This window comes from Pseudacidovorax sp., assembly GCF_017991995.1.
In the GTDB taxonomy this organism is placed as follows: Bacteria; Pseudomonadota; Gammaproteobacteria; order Burkholderiales; family Burkholderiaceae_C; genus Xenophilus.
The window spans coordinates 237,034-261,879 of sequence record NZ_JAGOPN010000001.1 but is presented as its reverse complement, the minus strand read 5'-3'; the positions used below and the strand labels follow the sequence as shown (position 1 = coordinate 261,879).

Here is a 24,846-nt window from a genome sequence, read left to right as displayed (position 1 = left end):
CAGCCCACGGCGCAGCCGATTTGTCATAAGGGAGGAATCATGTTCGACAAGAAGCACCACGGCGTGCGCGCAAGCACGCTCGTCCTGGCCGCCATCGCGGCCACCCTAGCCGCCTGCGGAGGGGGAAACGATTCCCCGACCTTCGCGCCACTGGCCAACGCACCCGCGCCCGCACCAGCACCCGCAGACCCGCCTGCAGCGGATCAGGGCTCCGGGCCCTGCACCAACGAAGCGGACTACCGGGAAGGCACGACCGTCTCGTTCAAGGCCACGATCGCCGACACGCCGGGCAGCGCAGCTGGATTTCAGCGACGCAGCGTGACGGGGCCGCGCGAAAGTTTCGCCAATGCCAATCCGGTGGGCTTCGTATTGGCCGCCGATGTCCGCCAGAGCACCATGACCGGCGCCGATCCCAACGCGAGCATCACGCTCACGACGACGGATGTGCGCAAGGAGTACCGCGAACTGGCCGGCGGCAAGGTTCTCATCTACGGGGACAAGTCCGTCGCGGAAACCGTGTTCTCCAATGCGACGTCCGGGGCTGTTGGCGGCACGACGACCGCAACGACCCAACGCACCTTCGACCCACCCCTGGCCTACCCAGCCAACATGCAACCGGGCGAGGTGGCCAGCCAGCGCACGATCCGGACGACCACCCGGCTCACCACAGGCTTGCTGTCCGCTCCGGCCTCCACTTCCACGGACGAGGGAAGGTTCGACCTGACCTACCAGGGCCGCGAGCGCATCAGCACACCCCTGGGCACGTTCGACAGCTGCAAGTTCACGTACCAGTTGACAGCGGCCCAGTCCGGCGCATCCCTGCAGACGAGCCAGGACACTTGGGTCGCTGCCGAAGGGCCTTACCGCGGCCAACTGCTCCGCCAAAAGAAGAGCGGTGCCATCTGGGATGTGGTGACGCTGGACTATTCGCCAAGCTAAGCCCCTGCAGCGGCAGTCCTTGTCGCTGCTGATCGTTGAACCGGCCCGCGCACTGCGCGGGCCTTTTTACTGGAATCCAAAAAGCGCCGTTCGATCAGCCGAGCGCCGCCCACTATTGATAACGTACAATCGTTATCGTGTTCTCCCCGCTTCGTGACGCCATCTCAACCCGGGCCCCTTCGCCCACCAGCCTGCTGAGCCTCGGCGCAGGCGTGCGTCTGGCGCTGGCCGCGCTCCTCATGGCGGCGCTGGCACTGGCCGCCTGGTGGGCGATGCTGGAATGAGCGCGCTCCGCCCTTCCGCCGCGTCGAGCACGCAAACCGCGGCGTCGCCCGTGCAGGCGGTCCAGACCTGTCCCATCCGCCTTCAGGACCTGACGGTGGCGTACCGGGGCCATCCGGCGGTGCACCATGTGTCGGGCGATTTCACGGCCGGTGCGCTGACCGCCATCGTCGGCCCCAACGGCGCCGGCAAGACCACCTTGCTGAACGCCATCATGGGCCGGTTGCGGCCGAGCACCGGCCGGGTCGAGCTGGCCGCGCACTGCGCCGGCCGCATCGCGTGGCTGCCGCAGCAGGCCGAGATCGACCGCGCCTTTCCGCTGCAGGTCTTCGACCTGGTAGCCATGGGACTGTGGCGGCAGATCGGCAGCTTCGGCCGGCTGCGCGCCACGCACCGCGCGGCCATCGTCGCAGCGCTCCAGACCGTCGGCCTGGGCGGCTTCGAGCGGCGCAACATCGGCGAGCTTTCGGCAGGCCAGTTCCAGCGCGTGCTCTTCGCCCGCACGCTGCTGCAGGACGCGCCGGTCATCCTGCTCGACGAACCCTTCAACGCCGTGGACGCCCGCACCACCGACGACCTGCTCGCCGTGGTCCAGGGCTGGCGGGCCGAGGGCCGCACGGTCATCGCCGTGCTGCACGACATGGCCCAGGTCCGGGCGCATTTCGACGAGGCGCTGCTGCTGGCCCGGCGCTGCGTGGCCTGGGGGCCCGTGGGCGAGGTGCTGCAGCCCGCGCACCTGGCCTCGGCGCGGCACATGGCCCAGGCCTGGGACGAACAGGCGCCGGTGTGCGAAGGCGCGCCAGCGCTGCATCGGGTCAGGAGCGCCGCGCCATGACGCTGCATGAACTGCTGATACAGCCCTTCGTCGATTTCGGCTTCATGCGCCGGGCGCTGGTCGGCGCCTTGGCCCTGGCCCTGGGCAGCGCGCCCATGGGCACGCTGCTGGTGCTGCGGCGCATGAGCCTGATGGGCGATGCCACCGGCCATGCGCTGTTGCCCGGCGCGGCACTGGGCTTCCTGATCGCCGGTCCGTCGCTGGCGGCCATGAGCATCGGCAGCTTCCTGGCCGCCATCGGCGTGGCGCTGGGCGCGGGGGTGGTGGCGCGGGCCACCGCCCAGCGCGAGGACGCCAGCTTCGCCGCCTTCTACCTCATCGCCCTGGCGCTCGGCGTGATGCTGGTGTCGCTGCGGGGCACCAGCGTCGACCTGATGCACCTGCTCTTCGGCACCATCCTCGCGGTGGACGATCGCGCGCTGCTGCTGATCTGCGGCACGACCTGCGTCACGCTGGCGGTGCTGGCCCTGCTCTGGCGCCCGCTGATCGCCGAATGCGTGGACCCCGGCTTCCTGCGCAGCGTGGGCGGGCCGGGCCGCTGGGTCCACCTGGCCTTCCTGGTGCTCACCGTGGCCAACCTGGTGGCCGGCTTCCAGGCCATGGGCACGCTGATGGCCGTGGGACTCATGATGCTGCCGGCCACGGCCGCCCGCTTCTGGGTGGGCCAGGTCGGCGGCCTGATCGCGGTGGCGGCGCTGATCGCCGCCTTCTCCGGCTTCGCCGGCCTGCTTCTGTCGTACCACGCGCAGTGGCCGTCCGGCCCGGCCATCGTGCTGGTGGCCGGCGCCATCTACCTGCTGTCGCTGTTCGTGGGCAGCCGCGAGGGCCTGCTGTGGCAGCGGCTGCGGCGGCCGCACCGGCTGGCATGAGCATGCGCCCTGGCGCCGCAGCCATGCGATCCAGCACGACGGCCCCAACCGTCCGCCCTCAGCCCGTCGAAAGGCAGAACAACGCGTCGGCCTCACCGATGCGCGAACCGGGCGCCTCGTTCGCATTCCATTCACCCTCGCTTCGTCCCGAAACATGCCGTCCCTGCTGATCTCCCGCCGTCCCTTTCTGATCGGCCTGCTCGCCGTCGCTGCCGGCGCCAGCAGCGCTGTCCACGCCCAAGAAAAGCCCCTCCAGGTCGTGGCCAGCTTCTCGATCCTGGCCGACATGGTGCGTCAAGTCGGCGGCCCGGACGTGCAGGTCCAGGCGCTGGTCGGGCCGAATGCCGACGCGCATGTGTTCCAGCCCACGCCGGCCGACGCCCGCGCCCTGGCCGCCGCTGATCTGGTGGTGGTCAACGGCCTGGGCTTCGAAGGCTGGATCGACCGGCTGGTGAAGACCTCCGGCTACCGGGGCAGCGTGGTGGTCGCCAGCGCCGGCGTCACGCCGCGCAAGGCCGACGACGACGAGGCCGAACACGGCCACGACCATGGCCACGGCGAGGGCACCGATCCGCATGCCTGGCAGGACCTGCGCAATGCCGTTCGCTACGTCGCCAACATCCGCGACGCCCTGGCCCAGTTGCGGCCGGCCCATGCCGCCGCCATTGGCGAACGGGCGGCCGCCTACACCGCCAAGCTGCAGGCGCTGGACCGCGAGGTCCGTGCGCGCTTCGCCGCCATACCGGCCCAGCGCCGCCGCATCCTCACCTCGCACGACGCCTTCGGCTACTTCGGCGCGGCCTATGGCGTGACGCTGCTGTCGCCGCAGGGCATCAACACCGATGCCGAGCCCTCGGCCGCCGGCGTCGCCCAGCTGATCCGCCAGATCCGCAAGGGCCAGGTGAGCGCGGTGTTCATGGAGAACATCTCCAGCCCGCGCCTGGTGGAGCGCATCGCCCGCGAATCGGGCGTGGCCGTGGGCGGCAAGCTGTATTCGGACGCGCTGTCTGCGCCGGGCACCGAGGCCGCGAGCTATCTGCAGCTGTTCCGCTTCAATGCCGACGCCATCGCGACGGCGCTGACCGCCAGGGCACGGTGAAGGCGGTGCCGTCCTGCGCCGGGCCGGCCGACCGACTCGATAGACTGCCCGCCATGAGTGCCGCCCACCGCCATTCCCACGACCACGAGGACGACGCTCCCGCGTCCGACGAAGGCATGGCGCCGGAGGGCGCGATCGGCACGCGCGGCACCCGCCAGCGGGCCGCCATCCGGCGGGTGATCGACGAATCGCCCCGGCCGCTGCTGCCAGCCGAGATCCTGGCCGTGGCCCAGCAGGAGGTACCGGCGCTGGGCATGGCCACCATCTACCGCAACCTCAAGCTGCTGCTGGAAAGCGGCGCCATCCGCACCGTCGAACTGCCCGGCGCAGTGGCGCGCTACGAATCGGCACGGCATGCGCACCACCACCACTTCCAGTGCCGACGCTGCGACCGGGTCTTCGACATCCATGCCTGCCCCGGGGACCTGTCGGGCCTGGCACCGACGGGCTTTGCGGTCGAGGCGCATGAGCTGACGCTGTACGGCGTGTGCGCCGACTGCGGCGCCGCAACCCGCTGAGCCACCGTCGCCCGTGTGCGGCGTGATGGCGTCGCGCGGCGCGGTCAGCCCGCCCGGCCTGGAGACAGCGCCGATTCCCTCAACGCCTTCGACGCCATCAGGAAGGCGGCCGCATTCCAGCTCTGCCCGGCCATGCCCATGGGCGCCAGCGTCTTGCCGTGGAACCACTCGGTGAAGCGCCAGTCGTCGTGCGCGTTCGCCCGGGCCAGCTTCACCAGCTCGGCGTTCGCCTGGTCGTGCAGTCCGAGCTGCGCCAGCACCATCACCCAGAAGCCGCCGACGAAGGGCCAGATGCCGCCGTTGTGGTACTGGTGAAGGTAGTTCTGCTGGTGACGCCCCATGTAGGGCCGCCACAGCGGATGCTGCTGCGACAGCGGATGCAGCACCACCCGCACCGGCCAAGGCTCACTGGCCCGCGCCTCGCCGATGCGCTGAACGATGCTGGCCGCCATGTCCGCATCGGCCAGCCCACTCTGCACGGCGAGCACGTTGCCGAACACATCGCCCTCGTCGCCCACGAAGGACAGGTTGACGAAGCTGAGGTACATGCCCGGATCGCGCCGGCCCCGCCGCGCATAGTGGCGCAGCAGGCGGGCGCGGTGGTACTCGGGCAGGTCCTGCTGGAAGGGGTTGAAGAGGTGGTTGAAGTGGTGCTTCGTCTCGTCCGCATGGGCCAGGCCGAAGCGGCGCTTGACCTCGTACCACAGCGCATTGGTGTAGAGCACAAAGCCCGAGCGCGGCATGATGTCCGCCCAGTCGCTGGCCTCGTTCTGCTGCAGCAGACGGAAGTGCTGGTGCTCCTGCGCCAGCAGCCACTGGATGGCCAGCGCCTCGCCCGCGGCCCACCGGCCGCCCGGTACGCGGCCCAGGCCGCGCAGATGGTCGATGGCGATCAGCCACCACAGCGTCGCGTCGATGCAGCCCAGGTACCAGAAATCGGCGTCCTGGCCTTCGGGGTCAACGTACTTCGGGATCTGCCCGTTGGCCGCCTGCTGGTCGGCCAGGGCCTGGACGCTGGCGACGGCGCCTTCCTCCAGCGCCGGCACGCCGCTGCCGGCCATGGCCATGATGCAGATGGCCGCGTCGCGGCCGAAGATGCGGGTGTAGCGCCGCGCCACGGCCGCCTCGGTGCGGCTGGCCGCCAGGATGCCGTGCGGCGAAAGGTTGCGCACCAGCAGGTCGAGCGAGGCCTGCTCGCACTGGGCAATGAGGGCGCGGTCGTCGGGGCTCAGGTCCTTCATCGGCAAGGGGGCATGCAGGTTCAGTGCCCGCGCAGTTGCTGGAGCATCTGCTGGGTGGGATAGCCGTCGGCCGGCTGGCCGCTGCTGCGCTGCCAGGCGCGGATGGCGCCGCGGGTGGCAGGGCCGAGCAGGCCGTCCGGCGTGCCGGGGTCGAAGCCGCGTGCGGCCAGGGCCTGCTGCAGCGCCAGCATGTCGCTGCGGCCCAGCGGCGGCAGGTCGCGCGGCCATTCGGCGATGACGCCGGGCCCGCCTGCGATGCGCTGGGCCAGCAGGCCGACGCCGAGTGCGTAGCTGGTGGCGTTGTTGTAGCGCAGCAGCGCACGGAAGTTGGGGCCGACCAGGAAGGCGGGGCCGCGCGCGCCGGCTGGCAGCAGCAGGTACGCGTCACTTAGCTCGGGCAGCGAGCCGCCCGTCGCCGCACTGACGCCCTCGGCCGCCCATTGCGCCGAGGACTGCCGAACCGACGGGTCGGCCCGCGCCAGGTCGAAGCCGGCCGGCAGCCGCACCTCCGCGCCCCAGGTCTGGCCGCGCTGCCAGCCTTCGCGCATCAGGAAATTGCCGGTGGAGGCCATCACGTCGGCCATGCTGCCCCAGATGTCGCGCCGGCCATCGCCGTCGGCATCGACCGCGTAGGCCAGGAAGTTGGTCGGCAGGAACTGCGTCTGCCCCATGGCACCGGCCCAGGAGCCGATCATGTGGGCGGCGTCGATGTCGCCGTTCTGCACGATGCGCAGCGCGGCGATCAGCTGCTGGCGCGCCCAGTCGGCGCGCCGGCCGTCGAAGCCCAGCGTGGCCAGCGCGTCGATGGTGGCGATGTCGCCGTAGTTGCTGCCGAAGTTGCTTTCCATGCCCCAGACGGCCACCAGCACCTCCGCCGGCACGCCATAGCGGACTGCGGCGGCATCGGCGGCGGCTGCCGCTTCCTGCCGCTTGGCCTGGCCGCGCGTCACGCGCTGGGGCGAGACGGCACTGTCCAGGTAGTCCCACACGCTGCGGGTGAATTCGGGCTGGCTGCGGTCGCGCTCGACCACGGCCGGCAGGTAGTGCGCGCCGTCGAGCGCGGCACGGAGCGTCGATTCCTGGATGCCGGCTGCCAGCGCCTGCTGGCGGAACTGCGACAACCACGTAGCAAATGCCGGGCTTCGGTCATCGGCCTGGGCCGACGCAGTACGGCCCGGCGCGGGCGGGGCCACGGTGGCTTGCGACGTCGCCGCGCTCGCCCCGGGCGCCCGGGGCAGGCCGGGCGTCGTAGGCGCTGGCACGGTCGAGGGCGCCGACGCACAGCCGGCCAGGAGAAGGGCACCCACCAGCGCGCAGGTGCGGGGGGCATGGCGGTTCGAGAGGCGCAGGAGCATCCGGACCATTGTGCACAGCCGCCCGTTGCCCACCCCCTGCAAATCCAAAAGCCCGCAGTCTGCGTACAGACGGACACACCCGCTTTCGTCCCACCGCGACACGAACACCGCCATGCCCCGAGACAACACCGCCACCGCCATCCGCTGGGTCGAACAGGGCTATGTGCCCGACAGCGTGATCCGCCTCGGCATCCGCCGTCTGCTGCGCGAGCGCATCGAGGAGCTGCAATGCGGCAACGCCGAGGCCGTGGCCCGACAGACCCGCGACTTCCTCGCCAGCATGCGCACCGCCCCGCTCGCGCCCCTGCCCGAGAAGGCCAACGAGCAGCACTACGAAGTGCCGGCGGATTTCTTCGGCGGCGTGCTGGGCCCTCACCGCAAGTACAGCTGTTGCGAATGGGGCCCGGGCATCGAGGACCTGGACGCCGCCGAGGCAGCCGCCCTGGCCACCACCTGCGAGCGCGCCGGGCTGGTCAACGGCCAGCGCATCCTGGAACTGGGCTGTGGCTGGGGCTCGCTGTCGCTGTGGATGGCGGCGCGCTATCCGGCCAGCCCGATCACCGTGGTCTCCAACTCGCACTCGCAGCGCGCCTACATCGAGGCACAGGCCGAGCGGCGCCATCTGTGCAACCTGAAGGTCATCACCTGCGACGTCAACGCCTTCGACACCGACGAGCGCTTCGATCGCATCGTGTCGGTGGAGATGTTCGAGCATTTGCGCAACTGGCCGGCCGCCTTTGCCCGCGTGGCCAACTGGCTGTCGCCGGAAGGCCGCTTCTTCATGCATGTGTTCGTACACAAGGAGGCGCCCTACCCCTTCGTCGAACGCGACGCCAGCGACTGGATGACGCGCTACTTCTTTGCCGGCGGCATGATGCCCAGCGACGACCTCGCCATGCAGTGCCAGGACGACCTTCGGCTGGTCGATCGCTGGCGCTGGGACGGCCGGCACTACGCCCGCACTGCCCGCGCCTGGCTGGACAACATGGACGCCCACCGGCCCGAGTTGCTGCCCGTTATCGCATCCGCCTATGGCGCCAACGAGGCCGACCGCTGGTGGATGCGCTGGCGCCTGTTCTTCCTCTCGGTCGAGGAGCTGTTCGGCTGGGACGAAGGCCAGCGCTGGTGGGTAGGCCACTACCTGTTCCAGAAGCGCTGAGGATCGGACCATGCTCCACGCCGCGCTCCTGGGCCTTCTGGTTTCGCTGCCGATCGCGCTGGCCGGCTGGCTGGCCAGCCTGTGGAAGCGCGACGCCAGCCTGGCCGACCGCATCTGGCCCTGGCTGATCACGGTGCCGGCCCTGGCTTATTCGGCCGCCATGCCGGCCGCCGACCCCACCCGCCGCCTCGTGATGCTGGGCCTGGCACTGGCCTGGGCGCTGCGGCTGTGCGTCTACATCAGCTGGCGCAACTGGGGCCATGGCGAGGATCGCCGCTATGCCGAGATGCGCGAGCGCCATGGCCCGGCCTTCGCATGGAAGAGCCTGGTCATCGTGTTCGGCCTGCAGTGGGCGCTGGGCTGGATCATCTCGGCCCCCCTGCTGGCCGGCATGGCAGGCAGCCGCCCCTTTGGCGCGCTCGACCTGCTGGGCGCGGCGCTGGCGCTGTTCGGCATCGTGTTCGAGGCGGTGGCGGATGCGCAGATGGCCGGCTTCCGCGCGAAGCGTCGCGGCGGCCATGCCGTCATGGACCAGGGCCTGTGGCACTACACCCGCCATCCCAACTACTTCGGCGAGAGCTGCGTGTGGTGGGGCCTGGCGCTGATGACGCTGGAGGCCGGCGGCGCAGGCGCGCTCTGGTGCTTCGTCTCGCCGGTGCTGATCACCTTCCTGCTGCTGCGCGTATCGGGCGTGACGCTGCTCGAAAAGGACCTGAGCGCTCGGCGTCCGGCCTACCGCGACTACGTGGCGCGCACCAGCGCCTTCATTCCCTGGCCGCCCCGGCGGCGTGCGGCATGAACCCGGCGATGGCCGCAGCGGATCGCACCCGTCCCGCACGCAGCGGCGGCGGCGGCGGCGGCGCATCCTTGCCCAATCGCGCGGCGCTGGCAGGGCTGCTGGCCCTCGTCCTGCCCCTGGGCGCCTGGGCGCAGCAGGTCTGGTCCTTCGAAGCCTCCCTCGACGGCAAGCCCATCGGCCAGCATGTCTTCACGCTGGAGACGCAGGACGGCGGCGCCCGCAGCCTGCGCAGCGACGCCCGCTTCGACGTCAAGCTGCTGGGCATCACCGTCTACCGCTACCGCCATCAGGCGCAGGAGCGCTGGCAGGGCGACTGCCTGAAGTCCCTCACCGCCGACACCGACGACAACGGCGACAAGCTCGCCGTGCGGCTGGAGCCCGGCGACCCGCTGCTGGCCGGCTGCGCCATGAGCTTCGCCTACTGGAACCGCGCGATCCTGAAACAGCGCGAGCTGCTCAACGCCCAGACCGGCAAGCTGGAGGCAGTGCGCATCGAGCCGCTGCCAGCCGCCAGCATCGACGTGCGCGGCCAGCCGGTCGAAGCCCAGCGCTGGCGCATCGTGGCGCTCAAGCAGCGCATCGACCTCTGGTACGACGGCGGCGGCCGCTGGGTGGGCCTGGACGGCACACTCGAAGGCGGCAAGCTGCTCAGCTATCGCCTGCGCTGAGCGCGGCCCCCATTCATCCACCCTCCCCGCCGAACGACCATGGCCCTGCCCTTCTCGCACTACCTCACCGCCTACGGCATCGCCGCCGTCGTCTTCCTCGGCCTGGACGCGATCTGGCTGGGCACGATGGCGTCGCGCCTGTACCGGCCCTCCATCGGCCACCTGATGGCGGACGGCTTTTCGGTGGCGCCCGCCGTCATCTTCTACCTGCTCTACCTGGTGGGAATGATGATCTTCGCCATCGGCCCGGCACTGGAGGCACGCAAGCCCATGCAGGCGCTGGTGATGGGCGCGCTGCTGGGCCTCTTCTGCTATGCCACCTATGACCTCACCAACCAGGCCACGCTCAAGGATTGGCCATGGCAGGTCACGGTCGCCGATCTGATCTGGGGCACCTTCGTGACCGGCGTGGCCTCGGCGCTGGCCACGCGGCTCACGCTCGCCTGGCGCGGCTGAGGATTCGCGCCCTGCGCTTCTTCTGCCACACCATCACGCCCGTGACGGTGATGACGACCACGGCGATGCCCAAAACGAAGACGAAGACCTGGTAGGGCCGCCCGAACACCTGCGCCATGTGCAGCGCGCCCATCCAGTTGCTGACCGTGTTGCCCGCGGGGCCGCCGGTGGGCAGCCAGCGGCCCATCGGCACGCCCGTGTCGGCGTCGATCAGGATCGCGGTGTTGCCGGCGTCGCTGCGCAGGTCCACCGTCGAATGCACGAGGTAGGCATAGACGCCGCGGCGCCGGTCGAGCTGGAGGCGGTCCTCCCGGTCGACGGTGAAGCCGACCTCGGCCGCCATGTCCTGCATGGCACGCCGTGCGGCGGCATGGGCTGCCGGCCAGTCCAGCCGCGGTGCCAGGACGGGCTTCGGCCGCACGGGGACGGTGCGCCACGAGTCGTCGAATGGAAACACGACGCCCATCACCGGCCGGAACACCGGCTCACGCAGGTTGAACATCACGCTCGACCAGGCGAACAGCAGCAGCACGGCCCACAGCCACAGCCCGCCGGCGCGGTGCAGGTCCAGCGTGGCGCGGTGAACACCTGCCCGCCACTTGACCAGCCATGCTGGCTTCCACTTTGGCAGGAAGGGCCTGCCCTTGGGAAAGGTCAGCCAGGCGCCGACGAAGCAGTCCAGCGTCCACAGCAGCGAGATCACGCCCAGCAGCAGCGTGCCCCAGATGCCCGGCAGCGCCAGGCTGTGATGCACCTTGTAGAGCAGCGGCACGGCCTGCTGCGCGGTGAAGGCGATGGCCTCGCGGGCGCGGCGGCCCTGGATGTCGCCGGTGTGCGGGTCCACGAACACCTCGTCATAGCCCAGCCGGTGGAAGCCACCGGCACCGTCGGGATTCGGCGCGACGGGAAAGCGCGCGGTCCGGCCTGGACGCAGGTCGAGCACCACGGCATCCACCCGGCCCTGGGGCGCCACCTGCTGCGCAACGCGGGCGCGCAGCGCAAAGGGGTCCAGCAGTGGCGCCGCGGCGGGCGAGCGGGCCACGAACAGCTCGGGCGCCAGCCATTCGTCCAGCTCGTCCCGGAAGGCCAGCACGCTGCCCGTGGCGGCGGCCACGACCAGGAAAGCCGCCATCAGCAGGCCGACATACCGGTGCAGCGCCACGACATGCGCACGCTCCAGGCGACGCACGCCGGTCACCAGCGGTAGGTGGCCCGCACGATGGCGTTGCGGCCGTCGCCGTAGAAGCAGGTGGTGGTCGCGTAGTAGCAGGACTGCACGTAGGTCTTGTCGAACAGGTTGCCCACGTTGAGCGTGATGCTCCAGGGCCCGCGGTCGTAGCCGATCAGCGCGTCGATCACCGTGTAGGCCGGCAACTCGGCCGGCGTGGGCGTGCTGCCCAGCACATAGCCGCTGGTGCCGATGACGCGGCGCACGCCCAGGCCCACCTTCACGCCGGGCAGGATGTCCTGCGGCAGGCGGTAGCTGGCCCACACCGACAGGTTGTGCCTGGGCACGCCGGGCGGCGCGGTGCCCTGGTCGCCGTTGTTGCTGCGGGTGATCTCGGCGTCGGTGTAGCTGTAGGCGCCCATCAGCTCGAAGGCGCGGCCGATGCGGGCCTTGGCCTCGAGCTCCAGGCCGCGGGACTTGATCTCGCCCGCCTGCACCGAATAGCCGGGATGGTCTGGGTCGGTGGTGAGCACGTTGGTGCGGCGCAGGTCGAAGACCGCCGCTGTCATCGACACCGGGCTGTCCGGCGACTCGTACTTGATGCCCGCCTCGTACTGTCGGCCGCGGGTGGGCTTGAAGGTGTTGTTGTTGTAGTCGAGCGCACCGGACTCTGGCTCGAAGGAGGTGGCGGCGCTCAGGTACGGCGCCCAGCCACTGTCCATGAGGTAGACCGCGCCGAGACGGCCCGTGGTGGCCGATACGTTGTCGCGGAGGTTGACCGGCGTGATCGGGCTGGTGGCCGAGCCGTTGGTCACCCGGCCGGTGATGTCGCTGCGCGCGCTGTCGTGCCGCACGCCGGCCATCAGCACCCACTGGCGGTCGATCTTGACCTGCTCCTGCAGGTAGACGCCGAGTTGGCTCGAATCGGTCTTGAGCACACGGCTCGGCTGGAAGTTCGGGACGATGGCCGAGCCGTACACCGGCGCATAGAGGTCGAGCGCCCCGACCGTGCCGCGGCGCTCGTTGCGCACCCAGGGCACGTCGGCATAGTCGATGCCCGCCAGCGTGGTGTGCTCGAACACGCCATGGCGCCATTTGGCCTCCACCTGCGTGTCGATGTTGAAGGACTTGTAGTCGTCGGCGCGGATGAAGGCGAAGCGGTTGAGGCGGCGCTGGTTGGCCGCCTGCAGGCCCGAGCCATAGGCCGAGTCCCAGGTCATGTCCGACTGGTACCAGCGGGCGTTCTGCCGCAGCGTCCAGGTGTCGTCGAACTGGTGCTCGAACAGGTAGCCCAGCGTCCAGGTGCGGGTGTTGTAGCGGTCGAAGCCGGGCTCGCCCGTGAAGGTGCTGCGCGACAACTGGCCGTTGCGGTTGGGCAGCAACGTGCCGGCGACCGGCAGGCCCCAGTTGTAGGCCGTGTCGGTGTTCTGGTAGCTGGCCAGCAGCGTGAGCGAGGTGCGGGCCGACGGACGCCAGGTGATGGCCGGCGCGACGTATTGCCGGTCGTTGGGGATGTAGCGGGTCTGCGTGTCGGCGTCGCGCGCCATGGCCGTCAGGCGGTAGGTCCATTCGCCCGCGTCGTCGAGCTTGCCGCCCAGGTCCAGGCCAAGCTGGCGGTGGTTGTGGCTGCCGGCCTGCAGGTCGACCTCGCGCAGCGTGTCGGCGGTCGGTCGCTTGGAGACCACGTTGACCAAGCCGCCAGGCGTGACCTGCCCGAAGAGCACCGAGCCCGGCCCGCGCAGCACGTCGATGCGCTCCAGGCCATAGGGCTCGACGGTCGAGGCATACATGGCCGGCGCCTGGCGCAACCCGTCGCGGAACACCGGCGTGTTGGACGACGTGGCCAGCCCCGCCGCGAAGCCGCGCACGTTGAACGAGTCGTCGGTGAGGTTGACGCCGCGCGTGCCGATCAGGCCGGGCGTGTAGCGCAGGGCGTCCTGCAGCGCGGGCGCAGCGCCCTGCTCGTCCATCTGGTCGCGCGTGACCACGCTGATGGCCTGGGCGACCTCGATGTTGGGGGTGTCGGTCTTGGTGGCGGTCGCGTTGCGCCGGGCCTGAGGACCGAAGGTCGAGCTGCCGCTCTGCGCCTGCGCGCTGACGGTCAGCGCAGGCAGCGAGGCAGAAGCCGCAGGCTGAAAGGTGCCGGCGCGCACGGCCGCGGGCGCCCTGCGCAGCGCGTAGCTGCCGTCGGCGGCGCGCAGCGCTTCCAGCCCGGTACCGGCCAACAGCGCATCGAAGCCCTGCTGCACGGTGTAGCGACCGGAGAGGCCACGGGTGCTCAGCCCGTCGGTGAGCGCGGCGTCGAAGGACAGCACGACGCCAGCCTGCGCTGCATGGAGCGACAGCGCACGGCCCAGCGGGCCGGCGGGAATGTCCCGCTGCATGACCACCGACGCGCCGGCGGGGCTCGCCTGCGCCCAGGCGACGGCGGTGCCCGCCAGCTGCAGGGCCAGGGCGGCCATGACGGCCTGGGCCGTCGGACGAAGCAGGGATCGAGAGGGCGCGCAAGAGCGCGGTCGGCGGTGGCGCTGGGCCATGGGCTTCTCCTGGAGATGATGTCGTTCATCTCCTTGCCAATCGAAACGCCGAAAGTGACAGGCCCCGCTCGAAAAAATCTTTCACAGGCCCGATCAGGCGGGACCGATGCGCACCCACCAGCGCGTCAGGCGATGGACCCGCACCGGCAGCGCGCGCGTGGCAGCCGCCAGGGCGCGGTCGGTGTCGTCCAGCGGAAAGGCGCCCGACAACCGCAGCGCGCCGACGGCCGGGTCACAGGACAGCACCCCGGGGCGGTAACGCGAGAGTTCGGCGGTGAAGTCCGCCAGCCGCATGCCATCGGCCATCAGCAGGCCCTGGGTCCAGGCATCGGCGCTCTCCGGCGCGGGCTGCACGGGGCCGACGCCGTGGCGGTCCAGCCGGACGCTGCGGCTGGCGTCCACCCTTACCGGCGGCGTGGCTGCGGCCGTGGTGTGCTGCGCCTGAACCGCGCCTTCCAGCACGGTCAGTTGCACGACCTCGTCCTCCTGCCGCACAACGAAGCGCGTGCCGATGGGGCGCAGCTCGCCGAAGCGCGTCGCCACCACGAAGGGCCGCTGCTGCGGGTCGTGCGCGGTGCGGACCTGGATTTCGCCCCGGCGCAGCGTCACGCGGCGCAGTTGCCCGTCGATGTGGACGGCTACCTCCGTGGCGGTGTTCAGCATCAGCGCGGTGCCGTCGTCGAGCGTGAGCGAGCGCCGCTCGCCGGTGGCCGTCTGGTAGCGGCCGGGCTCGCCGCGCCAGGGCGTCTGCTCCCAGGCGAGCCAGCCGGCACCGCCCGTCACGCCCAATGCGGCGATGGCACGCAGGGCCCGGCGGCGCGCCTCGGGGCGCGGGCGTGCGAGCGCCGCCATGCCGGCTGCCGGCAGCAGCAGGCCGAAGCGCTGGCTGATCGCCTCCACCTGCGCCCAGGCCTGTTCATGGGCCGGATCGCTGCGCCGCCAGGCCAGCCAGGCCGCGCGGTCGGATTCCGCGAACTCGCCCGAGGTGGCCCGGGAGAACCACAGCGCCGCCGCACGCGCGACCTCGGGGTCGAGCGAGGGCGTCATCGCAGCAGCAGGCAGTTCTGCATGGCCCGCGCGATGTACTGCCGCACCGAGCTGACCGAGACGCCGAGTTGCGCGGCGATCTCGGCATGCGTCAGGCCTTCGAGCTGCAGCAGCAGAAAGGCGCGGCGCACCTTGGCCGGCAGCCCGTCGAGCAGCGCATCGATCTGGACCAGGGCGTCGACGACCAGCGCGCGCTCCTCCGGCGACGGCGAGGCTGCCTCGCCATGGCAGGCCAGCGCCTCCAAATAGGCGGCTTCGAGGCTGCGCCGGCGCAGCAGGTTGACCATCAGGCCATGGGCGATGGTGCCCAGGAAGGCGCGGGGCTCGCGGATGTGGGGGGCGTCGTCGCGGCTGAGCACCCGCACGAAGGTGTCGTGCGTCAGGTCGGCGGCGTCGAAGGCATTGCCCAGCTTGCGGCGCAGCCAGCCCTGGAGCCAGCCCTGGTGTTCGACATACATCGCGCCCACGAGGTGGCGCTGCACGGAGTCGGAGACGGCAGGCATGAGGAACGAGGCGAGAACGGTCGGCGGGCATGGCGCGGCCGGCCACGGACGCCATGGCACGACGGCCACCGCGCCCCGCCCTGCCACGCAGTGTCGGAGAGTCGCCATCTTAAACGATAGTGGTTCTCATCTTCATCCAGCTGACCGCTGGATGTGGCGAACCTGCCGAAAGCGCCGAGCCCCGGCGACCGGCACGTCCCCAACGGACGGCCGGTGCCGCCCGGTCACATGCCGACGAGCGATCCCAGCGTGCGCGCGAGGAAGCTGTCGAACACCACGCGGCCGTCTACCGAGGCGAGGCAGATGCATTCGCTGCCCGCCTGCACCACCGGCTGGTGGTGGATGTCGCCATCCGCCGCATCGAAATCGCCCGGACCGAAGAGGGCCCGGCCGTCATGGAAGCTGCCCCACAGCACCTGGGTCAGTTCCAGTTCGCTGTGCGTGTGCGGCGGCAGGAACTTGCCGGCGCCGATGCGCAGCAGGAAGACGTTGGCCGCCGGATCCTGCGGCAGGTGCAGGCGGCTCCACCGCATGCCAGGGCCGATCCAGCGCCAGGGCGTGGCGCTGCAGCCGTCCAGGGCACGCGGCCAGTGCGCGCCGGCCGGAAGCTCAGGACGGGAGAGCCGGTGACCGCGCGCCCGCCGCGCAGGGGACGGCGTGACACGCGTCGCCGCCGGCGCGTCGATGGCGGCCAGCGTGAGGGCCAGCGCCTCAGGCGCCAGGCCGGCATCCGGCAGTTCCTCCAGCAGGGCGCCGCCCAGGGCTTCGAGGTCCATCAGGCGCCCGGCACAGGCCGGGCAGGTTTCCACATGGCAGGCCAGCACGGCCGCCGGGCCGGCGGGCAGCGTGCCCGCGGCAAGTGCGACCAACATGTCGTCGGTCGGGTGATGTCGGATCGTCGTCATGCCAGGCCGTCCAGCAGCTTGCGCAGATGCGCCACGGCCAGCCGCACGCGCGACTTGACCGTGCCCAGGGGGATGCCGAGTTCGTCGGCGATCCGCGCATGCGGCTGGTCCTCGAAATAAGACAGGTGGAGCACCCGCACCTGGTCGGGCGGCAGGCGCCGCAGCGCCTCGCGCAACCGGTGCTCGCAGCGGCGGGCGTGCAGGCGCTCGTCCGGTGCGGGGGCATCCTCGGGCATGGAATCCAGGTCGGCCTGCTCGGCCGAAAGCACCTCCACCGCCCCACCCTGCCGGCGGTAGCGGTCCACGCGCAGATTGCGCGCGATGGTGAAGACCCAGGTCGACACGCCGGCCTGCCGCGCATCGAAGAGCGCGGCCTTGCGCCAGAGCGCCACCATGGTTTCCTGCGCCAGGTCCTCCGCGGCATCCGGGTCGGCCCCGGCGCGCATGAGGTAGGTCTTGACGCGTGGCGCGAAGTGCTTGAACAGCACCGCGAAGGCCGTACGGTCCTGACGCTCGGCCACGGCGCGAACCAGGTCGCACAGTTCGGCAGAGGTGGGGAGTACGGCTTGGGCGTCGGCGAGGTTCACGATGGACACGGGCAGCGGACGCTTCCGTGGCGGGGGGACGTTCGACGGCTGGTACCGGGCTTCCATGATGAAGGCCTTTACGTTGCCGCCGGCGGATTGGATCACGGCATCCGCTGCATCGCCTGTAGGACAGGACGAATCCAAAATCCACGGCCGGCCGTATAGGCGGCATGCACCCTGGAGTTCCGATGAGTCTGACCACCCCTGTCGCCCCCGGCCTGCCGCCCGCGCCCGTCGCCTCCGTGGATGCGCCGCTGAACATCGCGGTGGTCGGCGGCGGCATCGCCGGCCTGTCGGCCGCCTGGCTGCTCAACCAGCGCCACCGCGTGACGGTCTTCGAAAGCGAGCCTCGCCCGGGCGGCCACAGCCACACGGTCGATGCGCCGGCCACCGGCGGCGGCCATGTGCCCGTCGACACGGGCTTCATCGTCTACAACGAGCCGTCGTACCCCAATCTCACCGCCCTGTTCGCGCACCTCGAGGTGCCGACGGTGGCCTCGGACATGTCCTTCGCCGTCAGCCAGGACGGCGGCGCGCTCGAATACGCCGGCACCGACTTGCAGGGCCTGTTCGCGCAGCCGCGCAACCTGCTGCGCCCGCGCTTCTGGGCCATGCTGCGCGACCTGATGCGCTTCTACCGCGAGGCACCGCCGCTCGCGGCCCAGGCCGGCCTGCAGCCGCTGGAAGAATTCCTGGACGCCCATGGTTACGGCCGCGCCTTCCGGGAGGACCACCTCTATCCGATGGCGGCGGCGATCTGGTCCACGCCCGCCGGCCAGGTGGGCCGCTACCCGACCGAAGCCTTCATCCGCTTCTGCGAGAACCATCATCTGCTGCAGGTCAACGGCCGTCCCGTCTGGCGTACCGTGAAGGGCGGCAGCCGGGCCTATGTGCAGCGGCTGACGGCCGGCTTTCGCGAACGCATGCACCTCGACCAGCCGGTCGTGGCACTGCGCCGCGATGACGAAGGCGCCTGGGTGCGCACGGCGGCCGGCTGGTGGCCCGAGCGCTTCGATGCCGTGGTCGTCGGTGCGCATGCGGACCAGGCGCTGGGCATGCTGCAGGATCCGAGCGAAGAAGAGAGCCGCCTGCTGGGCGCCTTCCGCTATTCGCGCAATCACACCGTGCTGCACAGCGATCCGGCGCTGATGCCGCGGCGCCGCGCCGTCTGGTCGAGCTGGAACTACCTGTCCGACCGCCGCCAGCCCGACGGCGCGCCCTGTGTCACCTACTGGATGAACCGGCTGCAGGGCATCGACGAGAAGACGCCGCTGTTCGTCACGCTCAATCCCATCGTCGAACCGCATGGCGATCACCTGATCCGCACGCAGGTCTACGAGCATCCGCTGTTCGACGCGCGGGCCATCGAGGCGCAACGGGCACTCTGGTCGATCCAGGGTCAGCGGCGCGTGTGGTACTGCGGCGCCTACTTCGGCTCGGGCTTCCACGAGGACGGCCTGCAGTCGGGACTGGCCGTGGCCGAGGCCCTGGGCGGCGTACGCCGGCCGTGGCAGGTCGCGAACGAATCGGGCCGCATCCACATCGGCTCCCAGCCGGCCGAGGTGGCCGCGTGAGCGGGCGTCCGGTGGCTGCTGGCGCGCACGACGCCGCACAGGGCGACGGGCAGGCGCTGTACCTCGGCCGCGTGATGCACCAGCGCCTGCGGCCCCGGCGGCATCGGCTGGGCTATCGCGTGTATTCGCTGCTGCTGGACATCGACCGCGTGCCGGCCCTTGCGGCGCGCAGCCGGCTCTTTTCGCTCGGGCGCTTCAACCTGTTCAGCCTGCACTGGCGGGACTACGGCGCCGGCGATGCGCAGGGGCCTCGCGCGCACGTGGAGCAGCAGTTGCAGGCCGCCGGCCTGCCGACGGGCGGGCGCATCCGCCTGCTGACCATGCCGCGCATCCTCGGCTATGCCTTCAATCCGCTGAGCGTGTACTTCTGCGATGCGCCGACGGGCGGCCTGCAGGCCATCCTCTACGAGGTCAACAACACCTTCGGCCAGCGCCACAGCTACCTGCTGCCCGTCGCGGCGGACCACGCCGGTGTCATCGAGCAGCGCTGCGACAAGCAGCTGTACGTCTCGCCCTTCCTGGGGCTGGACATGCACTACCGCTTCCGCATCCGTCCGCCCGAGACCGCTGCCGGCGCCGACAGCCGGCTGGCGGTGGGCGTGGACGCGGTCGACGCCCAGGGCCCGCTGCTGGTGGCGCGGCTGGACGCGCGGGCCCGTCCGCTGGGCGATGCGGCGCTGCTGCGGGCCTTCTTCAGCCATCCGCTGCTCACGCTCAAGGTGATCGGCGCCATCCACTGGGAGGCGCTGCGGCTGTGGCTCAAGGGCGTCGGCCTGGTGGCCAGGCCGGCGCCTCCCCAGAATCCGGTTACCGTGTCGCCGGCAGAGTCCCCGGCCCTGCCCTCCGGCCCGTCCGCCACCTTGCGTCCCACGCCATGACCGCTCCCCTCGACCCCTCCTGCGACCTGACACCGCCGCCCGACTCGCGACGGCCCGGCCTGCTGGCGGCGCTGCTGGCACGGCGCTGCATCCGGCCCCTGCTGCGACAGCTGAAGGCCGGGCACCTGATCGTGCAACTGCCGCACGGCGAGCGTCTTGAGGCGCGGGGCACGCTGCCCGGTCCGCAGGCGCTGATCCGGCTGCACCGCTGGCGTCCGCTGCTGCGGCTGCTGGCGCAGGGCGACCTGGGGCTGGCCATTGCCTATCGTGAAGGCGAATGGTCCACGCCCGACCTGCTGGCCGTGCTGGAACTCGGCGCCGCCAACGAGGCCGCATGGCAAGGCGCCATCGACGGCATGCGGCCGGCCCGGTGGCTGGCCCGGCTGGCCCATCTGCGCCGCGACAACAGTCGCGCGGGCAGCCGCGACAACATCGCTTTCCACTACGACCTGGGCAACGCCTTCTACGAACGCTGGCTCGACCCGGGCCTGCAGTACTCCAGCGCCATCTACGCCGACGACCACGAGACGCTCGAAGCCGCGCAGGCCCGCAAGCTCAGCCGGATCGTCGAGCTGCTCGACGTGGCGCCCGAGCAGTCGGTGCTGGAGATCGGCTGCGGCTGGGGCGGCCTGGCGCGCCAGATCGCCCAGGCCGGTGCCCGCGTCACCGGCCTCACGCTGTCCACCGAGCAGCTGCGCTGCGCCCAGGACCGCGCGGCGCAGGCCGGCCTGCACGAGCGCGTCGACCTTCGGCTGCAGGACTACCGGGACGTGCAGGGCCAGTTCGACCGCATCGTCTCCATCGAGATGATCGAGGCCGTGGGCGAGGCCTGGTGGCCGACCTACTTCCAGGTGCTGAAGGACCGGCTGGCGGCCGGCGGCCGCGTCGTCGTCCAGGCGATCACCATCGACGAATCGGCCTTCGCGCGCTACCGCGCCGGTGCCGACTTCATCCAGCGCTTCATTTTCCCGGGCGGCATGCTGCCCACGCCCACCCTCATGCGCGAGCAGGGTGAGCGGGTGGGTCTGAAGCTGGCCGAGGTGCAGCGCTTCGGCCACAGCTATGCGCTGACCCTGGCCGAGTGGCGCCGCCGCTTCATGGCGCAATGGGCATCGATCCAGCCGCTGGGCTTCGACGAACGCTTCCACCGCCTGTGGGAGTACTACCTGGCCTATTGCGAGGCGGGCTTCCGCGAGGGACGGATCGACGTCGGGCTGTACGTCTTCGAGCACGGCCGCTGAGCAGCGGCGCGGGGGCATGCGCCGCGCCAGGCTGCGCCCTCGGAGGGTGTGAATGAAACCGGCGCGGCCGAGCGGCCATGGCGGCTTCGGTCAGACCTTCTCAGGTCTCGACAAGCCGCTGCAGGGCCGCCAGATCGACGATGCGCAGGCGCTTGTAGCCTCCCCCGTAGTCGACCAGGCCCAGGCCGCGCAGGTGGGCGAGTTCCTTGTTGATCGTCTGGCGCGACAGGCCGAGCATCGCGGCCAGGTCGGCCTGCGACACCTGCAGGAGGCCCTCGCGGGCGGGTTGCCCCGACAGGTGGTAGCCCATCTCCATGTTCAGCAGGGTGGCCGCCAGCCGTCGCTGGATCGAGCCCACCATCTGCGCGCGCAGCGAGCCCACGCTCAGCCGCTGCCGGTACAGCGCCAGCCGCGCCACCTCGCGCCACAGGCCCGGGTCGGCGTCCAGCACCTCGATCACGGCGTCGGCCGGGATGTGCAGCACCACCGAATCCTCGTGCGCGTCGTAGCCATAGCTCAGCGGCACGTCGTCGAGCAAGCGCACCAGCGGGACCACATGGCGCGGTCCCAGCAGTGAGTTGACATAGCGCCGGCCGGACTCGTTGACCGCGGCCACCTCCAGGCTGCCCGACACCACGACCAGCAGTTCGCGCCGCGCGCTGTCATGCCCCAGCACCTGCGCACCACGACGGTAGCGCCGCAGCCGCACGGCCGGGATCAGCCGCTGGAGGCAGTGCGCCGGCCAGGTGGAAAACAGCTCGCACCAGCGCAGACCGCGCTCGATGAGCGCCGCCTGCGAGGCCGGCCGGATGGAGCCCGTCTTCGGGTTCGCCAGGGGGTGCTCTCCGTATTTGTGTCGGTGGATTGACAGATTTTGGGCTTTCGCCTGCCTATCGTGGAACCCGTTCAAACCACGACAAGGGCCGGACGGCCCCACGGAGACAAGCAAGCATGAAGACTTTCCTGGCAGCCGGCCTCGGGCTGGCGGCGGGCGCCGGCGCGTGGGCGCAAGGCGTCACGATGTACGGCACGGTGGACCTGTACGTGGCCCACGCCCGCAGCGGCAGCAGCTCGTGGACGCGGATGCAGGACGGCGGCCACACCGCCTCGCGCCTGGGTTTTCGCGGCACCGAGGACCTGGGCGGCGGGCTGCGCGCCGGCTTCGTGCTCGAAAGCGGCATCTCGCCCGACACCGGCCTGGGCAACCTGCCCGGCCCGGAGCTGAGCTTCACGCGCCAGTCCTTCGTGAGCCTGGCCGGCGCCTGGGGCCAGGTGGACCTGGGGCGCATGTACACGCCGATGTTCTACACGCTGTTCCGGGCCGATCCCTACGGCCTCAACGCCGTGTTCTCCCCGCTCAACCTGGTGGCGGCGACCGACGCGCAGCCGGGCGCGCAGGCCTTCGCCGGGCGGGCCAGCAACATGGTGCGCTACCGGACGCCGCAGGGCGACGGCTTCTGGCTCGATGCGGCCTTCGGCTTCGGCGAAGCCGCGCAGGCCAGCCGGCGCAGCGGCCAGTTCGAGGGCGCCGCGGCGGGCTGGACGGGCGAGCGGCTGACGCTGGCCTATGCCTTCCAGCGCGCGCATGGAGGCAGCGCCACCGCGCCCCTGGCCGATCCGCCCCGCACCACCTACCAGGCGCTGAGCGCCACCTACAAGCTCGGCGACCTCGACCTGTACGCCAACCACGTGCGTGTGCGCTCCAGCCTGGCGGGCGTGCCGCAGGCCCGGTTGACCAGCCTGGGCGCGCGCTACAGCTTCACCGCGATGTCGCAGCTGATGGTCGAGGCGGTGGACCGCCGGGTGGACGACAGCGCGCGCCGCCAGCTGGGCTGGACGCTGGGCTACGACCACCACCTCAGCCGGCGGACCACGCTCTACGCCCGCTGGCTGGGCCTGGGCAACCATGCCGACGCCTCGGCCACGCTGGCCGGTGTCACGGTGGCCGCCAACAGCGGCGACGCAGTGCGCGTGCTGGCCGCCGGCATCCGGCACAACTTCTGAGCCTGCTTTCCCCATGGACACCCTGCACTCCCTCCAGAGCCGGCTCGACAGCCTCTCCGCCCTCTTCAACCCGCGCGCGATCGCCGTGGTCGGCGCCTCGGCCAACCCGCAGAAGATCGGCGGCATCCCGGTGGACTACCTGCGGCGCTTCGGCTACGAAGGCCGCCTCTATGCGGTCAATCCGACCACCGACCAGGTCCAGGGCCTGCACGCCCATGCCAGCCTGCAGTCCATCGGCGCGCCGGTGGACCTGGCCATCCTGTCGGTGCCCGCCGCCCGCGTCGAGGACGCGGTGGAAGACGCCATCGCGGCCGGCGTGCGCGGGCTGGTGCTGTTCTCGTCGGGCTATGCCGAGATCGGCGGCGACGGCGTTGCCGCGCAGGCGCGGCTCGGCCGGCGCGTGCGCGAGGCCGGCATCCGGCTCGTGGGCCCCAACTGCCTGGGCTTCATGAACCTGCGAAACCAGGTCTACGCCACCTTCTCGCCCGCGCCCGGCGTGGGACGGGTCGCGCCGGGCCGCATCGGGCTGGTGAGCCAGTCCGGCGCCTTCGGTGCCTATGCCTATGCCATGGCGCGTGAGCGGGGCGTGGGCCTGTCGCTGTGGGCCACCACCGGCAACGAGGCCGACGTGCAGTTCGCCGACTGCCTGGCCTGGCTGGCCCGCGACCCCGGCACCGACGTGATCATGGGCTACATGGAAGGCTGCCGCGACGGCGAGCGGCTGCGCGAGGCCCTGGCCCTGGCGCAGGCGGCGGGCAAGCCGGTGGTCATGGTCAAGGTCGGCCAGACCGCGCTGGGCGCCGAGGCCGCGGTCTCGCACACCGCCGCGCTGGCCGGCGACGACGCGGTGTACGAGGCCGTGATGCGCCGCCATGGCGTGATGCGCGCCCACACGCTCACCGAGTTCTTCGACCTGGCCCACAGCGCGGCCGTGGCCGGCCGGCCGCGCAACCGCAGCCTGGGCCTGTTCACCCTGTCGGGCGGCGTGGGCGCGCTGATGGCCGACGCCGCGCACGCCCAGGGCCTGGACGTACGCCCCCTCAGCCCCCAGGCCCAGGCCACGCTGCGCGAATGGGTGCCCTTCGCGGCACCGCGCAATCCCGTGGACATCACGGGCCAGGTGACCAACGACTTCACCCTGATGGAGCGCAGCGCGCGCCTCATGCTGGAGGACCAGGGCTTCGCGTCGTGGATGGGCTTCCTCGCAGCGGCCGGCGCGTCCGAGGCGTTCTGGCCGGTGCTGCGCTCGTTGGTCGCCTCGCTGCGCGAGGCCTTCCCCGACACCCTGCTGGCCATCAGCACGCTGATGCCGGCTGCGCGCCGGGCCGAGCTCGAGGCCATGCGCTGCCTGGTCTTCGCCGATCCGTCCGACGGCATCCGCACCATCGCCCGCCTCGCCGGGCAGGCACCGCGTGTGGTGACCGAGCCCGCCTCGCGCGGGGCGCCGATCCGCCTGGCGCCGGGCGCCCTGAGCGAGCCGGCCGCCCTGGGGCTGCTGGCCGAATGCGGCGTGCCGGTGGTCGCGCACCGCTGGGTGCACGGCGCGGCGGAGGCGGCCGATGCCGCGCAGTCGGTGGGCGGCACCGTGGCCCTGAAGGTGGTCAGCGCCGACCTGCCGCACAAGACCGAGGCCGGCGGCGTGATGCTGGGGCTGGAGGGCGCCGCCGCCGTCCAGGCCGCCTACCGCGAACTGCAGGCCCGCGTGGCGCAGCGCCGCCCCGATGCGACGCGGGACGGCGCCCTGGTGGCGCGCATGGTGCAAGGCGGCACCGAATGCATCGCCGGCGTGCGACAGGATCCGGTCTTCGGGCCGGTGCTGCTCGTCGGCCTGGGCGGCATCCATGCCGAGCTGCTGCGCGACGTGGCCGTTCGGGTGCTGCCGGTGGACCGTGAGGAGGCACTGGCGATGGTGCGCGAGCTGCGCGCCTTCGCCGTGCTCGACGGCGCGCGCGGCCGGCCGCCGGCCGACCTGGACGGCCTGGCCGACACCCTGTGCGCCCTGGCCGATCTGGCCCGCCGGGCCGGCGACACGCTGGAGAGCGCCGAGATCAATCCGCTGATCGTCCGCCCGAGAAGCGAAGGCGGCTGCGTGGCGGTGGATGCCCTCGTGGTCGGCCGGTCGCCGTCACCGCCCGCGGCCGGCGCCGCGCATGCCATCGGCACGAAAGGCCAGGCATGAACG

Annotated in this window: 24 protein-coding genes; 15 read left to right on the top strand and 9 right to left on the bottom strand. The window is 71.4% G+C overall.

Features of this window, described 5'->3' with window-relative positions:
- Positions 1-39 precede the first annotated feature (39 nt).
- The 6 genes from KBC94_RS01245 to KBC94_RS01220 all read left to right on the top strand — a co-directional run bounded on the left by KBC94_RS01245 (position 40) and on the right by KBC94_RS01220 (position 4,542).
- Positions 40-939, top strand: a complete 900-nt coding sequence (locus KBC94_RS01245) for a hypothetical protein (protein WP_294365499.1) — start codon at positions 40-42, stop codon at positions 937-939.
- Positions 940-1,076: 137 nt separating this feature from the next.
- Positions 1,077-1,223, top strand: a complete 147-nt coding sequence (locus KBC94_RS01240) for a hypothetical protein (protein WP_294365498.1) — start codon at positions 1,077-1,079, stop codon at positions 1,221-1,223.
- A complete protein-coding gene (locus KBC94_RS01235) occupies positions 1,220-2,056 on the top strand; it encodes an ABC transporter ATP-binding protein (RefSeq protein ID WP_294365497.1) in 837 nt (278 codons plus the stop codon). The genes KBC94_RS01240 and KBC94_RS01235 overlap by 4 nt, the downstream gene beginning before the upstream one ends.
- Positions 2,053-2,925 (top strand): metal ABC transporter permease, encoded by an 873-nt coding sequence (locus KBC94_RS01230; protein WP_294365496.1) that lies wholly within the window; start codon positions 2,053-2,055, stop codon positions 2,923-2,925. Before KBC94_RS01235 ends, KBC94_RS01230 begins: the two co-directional genes overlap by 4 nt.
- A 154-nt stretch (positions 2,926-3,079) precedes the next feature.
- Positions 3,080-4,024: a zinc ABC transporter substrate-binding protein gene (locus KBC94_RS01225; protein ID WP_294365495.1), complete on the top strand. Its 945-nt coding sequence runs from the start codon at positions 3,080-3,082 to the stop codon at positions 4,022-4,024.
- Between the two features lie 116 nt (positions 4,025-4,140).
- The gene (locus tag KBC94_RS01220) at positions 4,141-4,542 is read left to right on the top strand and encodes a Fur family transcriptional regulator (protein WP_294365950.1); all 402 of its coding nucleotides are present in this window, start codon (positions 4,141-4,143) and stop codon (positions 4,540-4,542) included.
- A gap of 44 nt (positions 4,543-4,586) precedes the next feature.
- Here the strand turns inward: KBC94_RS01220 and KBC94_RS01215 are convergent, their stop codons facing one another.
- A complete protein-coding gene (locus KBC94_RS01215) occupies positions 4,587-5,783 on the bottom strand; it encodes a glycoside hydrolase 100 family protein (protein WP_294365494.1) in 1,197 nt (398 codons plus the stop codon).
- Positions 5,784-5,803: 20 nt separating this feature from the next.
- Positions 5,804-7,138: a lytic murein transglycosylase gene (locus tag KBC94_RS01210; protein WP_294365492.1), complete on the bottom strand. Its 1,335-nt coding sequence runs from the start codon at positions 7,136-7,138 to the stop codon at positions 5,804-5,806.
- 112 nt (positions 7,139-7,250) lie between these two features.
- Between KBC94_RS01210 and KBC94_RS01205 the strand changes: the two genes are divergently transcribed.
- Genes KBC94_RS01205 through KBC94_RS01190 form a run of 4 tightly spaced genes read left to right on the top strand, consistent with a single transcriptional unit; the run spans position 7,251 to position 10,220 of the window.
- Positions 7,251-8,297, top strand: a complete 1,047-nt coding sequence (locus KBC94_RS01205) for a cyclopropane-fatty-acyl-phospholipid synthase family protein (protein WP_294365491.1) — start codon at positions 7,251-7,253, stop codon at positions 8,295-8,297.
- Positions 8,298-8,307: 10 nt separating this feature from the next.
- Positions 8,308-9,096, top strand: coding sequence for a DUF1295 domain-containing protein (locus KBC94_RS01200; RefSeq protein ID WP_294365489.1), 789 nt, complete (start codon positions 8,308-8,310; stop codon positions 9,094-9,096).
- An 8-nt stretch (positions 9,097-9,104) separates the two neighbouring features.
- The gene (locus tag KBC94_RS01195; protein ID WP_294365488.1) at positions 9,105-9,764 is read left to right on the top strand and encodes a DUF6134 family protein; all 660 of its coding nucleotides are present in this window, start codon (positions 9,105-9,107) and stop codon (positions 9,762-9,764) included.
- 39 nt (positions 9,765-9,803) lie between these two features.
- Entirely contained in the window at positions 9,804-10,220 is a 417-nt protein-coding gene (locus tag KBC94_RS01190) for a DUF2177 family protein (RefSeq protein ID WP_294365486.1), read from the top strand.
- On the opposite strand, the gene KBC94_RS01185 is transcribed toward KBC94_RS01190, so the two are convergent.
- From KBC94_RS01185 to KBC94_RS01160, 6 genes are all read right to left on the bottom strand, one after another.
- Positions 10,198-11,418, bottom strand: coding sequence for a PepSY domain-containing protein (locus KBC94_RS01185; RefSeq protein ID WP_294365484.1), 1,221 nt, complete (start codon positions 11,416-11,418; stop codon positions 10,198-10,200). The two genes, KBC94_RS01190 and KBC94_RS01185, sit on opposite strands and share 23 nt — an antisense overlap.
- On the bottom strand, positions 11,415-13,850 hold the full coding sequence (locus KBC94_RS01180) for a TonB-dependent siderophore receptor (protein WP_294365483.1): 2,436 nt from the start codon (positions 13,848-13,850) through the stop codon (positions 11,415-11,417). Before KBC94_RS01180 ends, KBC94_RS01185 begins: the two co-directional genes overlap by 4 nt.
- A 168-nt stretch (positions 13,851-14,018) precedes the next feature.
- Complete coding sequence (locus KBC94_RS01175; protein ID WP_294365481.1) at positions 14,019-14,972, bottom strand: FecR domain-containing protein; 954 nt, start codon at positions 14,970-14,972, stop codon at positions 14,019-14,021.
- Entirely contained in the window at positions 14,969-15,475 is a 507-nt protein-coding gene (locus KBC94_RS01170; RefSeq protein ID WP_234191784.1) for a sigma-70 family RNA polymerase sigma factor, read from the bottom strand. Before KBC94_RS01170 ends, KBC94_RS01175 begins: the two co-directional genes overlap by 4 nt.
- Before the next feature lie 224 nt (positions 15,476-15,699).
- Entirely contained in the window at positions 15,700-16,380 is a 681-nt protein-coding gene (locus KBC94_RS01165; protein WP_294365478.1) for a ChrR family anti-sigma-E factor, read from the bottom strand.
- A complete protein-coding gene (locus KBC94_RS01160; protein WP_052383735.1) occupies positions 16,377-16,976 on the bottom strand; it encodes a sigma-70 family RNA polymerase sigma factor in 600 nt (199 codons plus the stop codon). The genes KBC94_RS01165 and KBC94_RS01160 overlap by 4 nt, the downstream gene beginning before the upstream one ends.
- 179 nt (positions 16,977-17,155) lie before the next feature.
- Between KBC94_RS01160 and KBC94_RS01155 the strand changes: the two genes are divergently transcribed.
- From KBC94_RS01155 to KBC94_RS01145, 3 genes are read left to right on the top strand one after another with little or no spacing between them, the layout of a single operon-like run.
- Positions 17,156-18,541 carry an NAD(P)/FAD-dependent oxidoreductase gene (locus KBC94_RS01155; RefSeq protein ID WP_294365466.1) on the top strand — a complete coding sequence of 462 codons (1,386 nt, stop codon included), beginning with the start codon at positions 17,156-17,158 and terminating at the stop codon, positions 18,539-18,541.
- Entirely contained in the window at positions 18,538-19,419 is an 882-nt protein-coding gene (locus KBC94_RS01150) for a DUF1365 family protein (protein WP_294365463.1), read from the top strand. Before KBC94_RS01155 ends, KBC94_RS01150 begins: the two co-directional genes overlap by 4 nt.
- Complete coding sequence (locus KBC94_RS01145; RefSeq protein WP_294365459.1) at positions 19,416-20,660, top strand: cyclopropane-fatty-acyl-phospholipid synthase family protein; 1,245 nt, start codon at positions 19,416-19,418, stop codon at positions 20,658-20,660. Before KBC94_RS01150 ends, KBC94_RS01145 begins: the two co-directional genes overlap by 4 nt.
- A 100-nt stretch (positions 20,661-20,760) precedes the next feature.
- On the opposite strand, the gene KBC94_RS01140 is transcribed toward KBC94_RS01145, so the two are convergent.
- Positions 20,761-21,369 carry a Crp/Fnr family transcriptional regulator gene (locus KBC94_RS01140; protein WP_294365456.1) on the bottom strand — a complete coding sequence of 203 codons (609 nt, stop codon included), beginning with the start codon at positions 21,367-21,369 and terminating at the stop codon, positions 20,761-20,763.
- 242 nt (positions 21,370-21,611) lie between these two features.
- Here KBC94_RS01140 and KBC94_RS01135 point away from each other — a divergent pair, with 242 nt between their 5' ends.
- Complete coding sequence (locus KBC94_RS01135; RefSeq protein ID WP_294365455.1) at positions 21,612-22,664, top strand: porin; 1,053 nt, start codon at positions 21,612-21,614, stop codon at positions 22,662-22,664.
- Between the two features lie 13 nt (positions 22,665-22,677).
- Positions 22,678-24,843, top strand: a complete 2,166-nt coding sequence (locus KBC94_RS01130) for an acetate--CoA ligase family protein (protein WP_294365453.1) — start codon at positions 22,678-22,680, stop codon at positions 24,841-24,843.
- Positions 24,844-24,846: the final 3 nt, after the last annotated feature.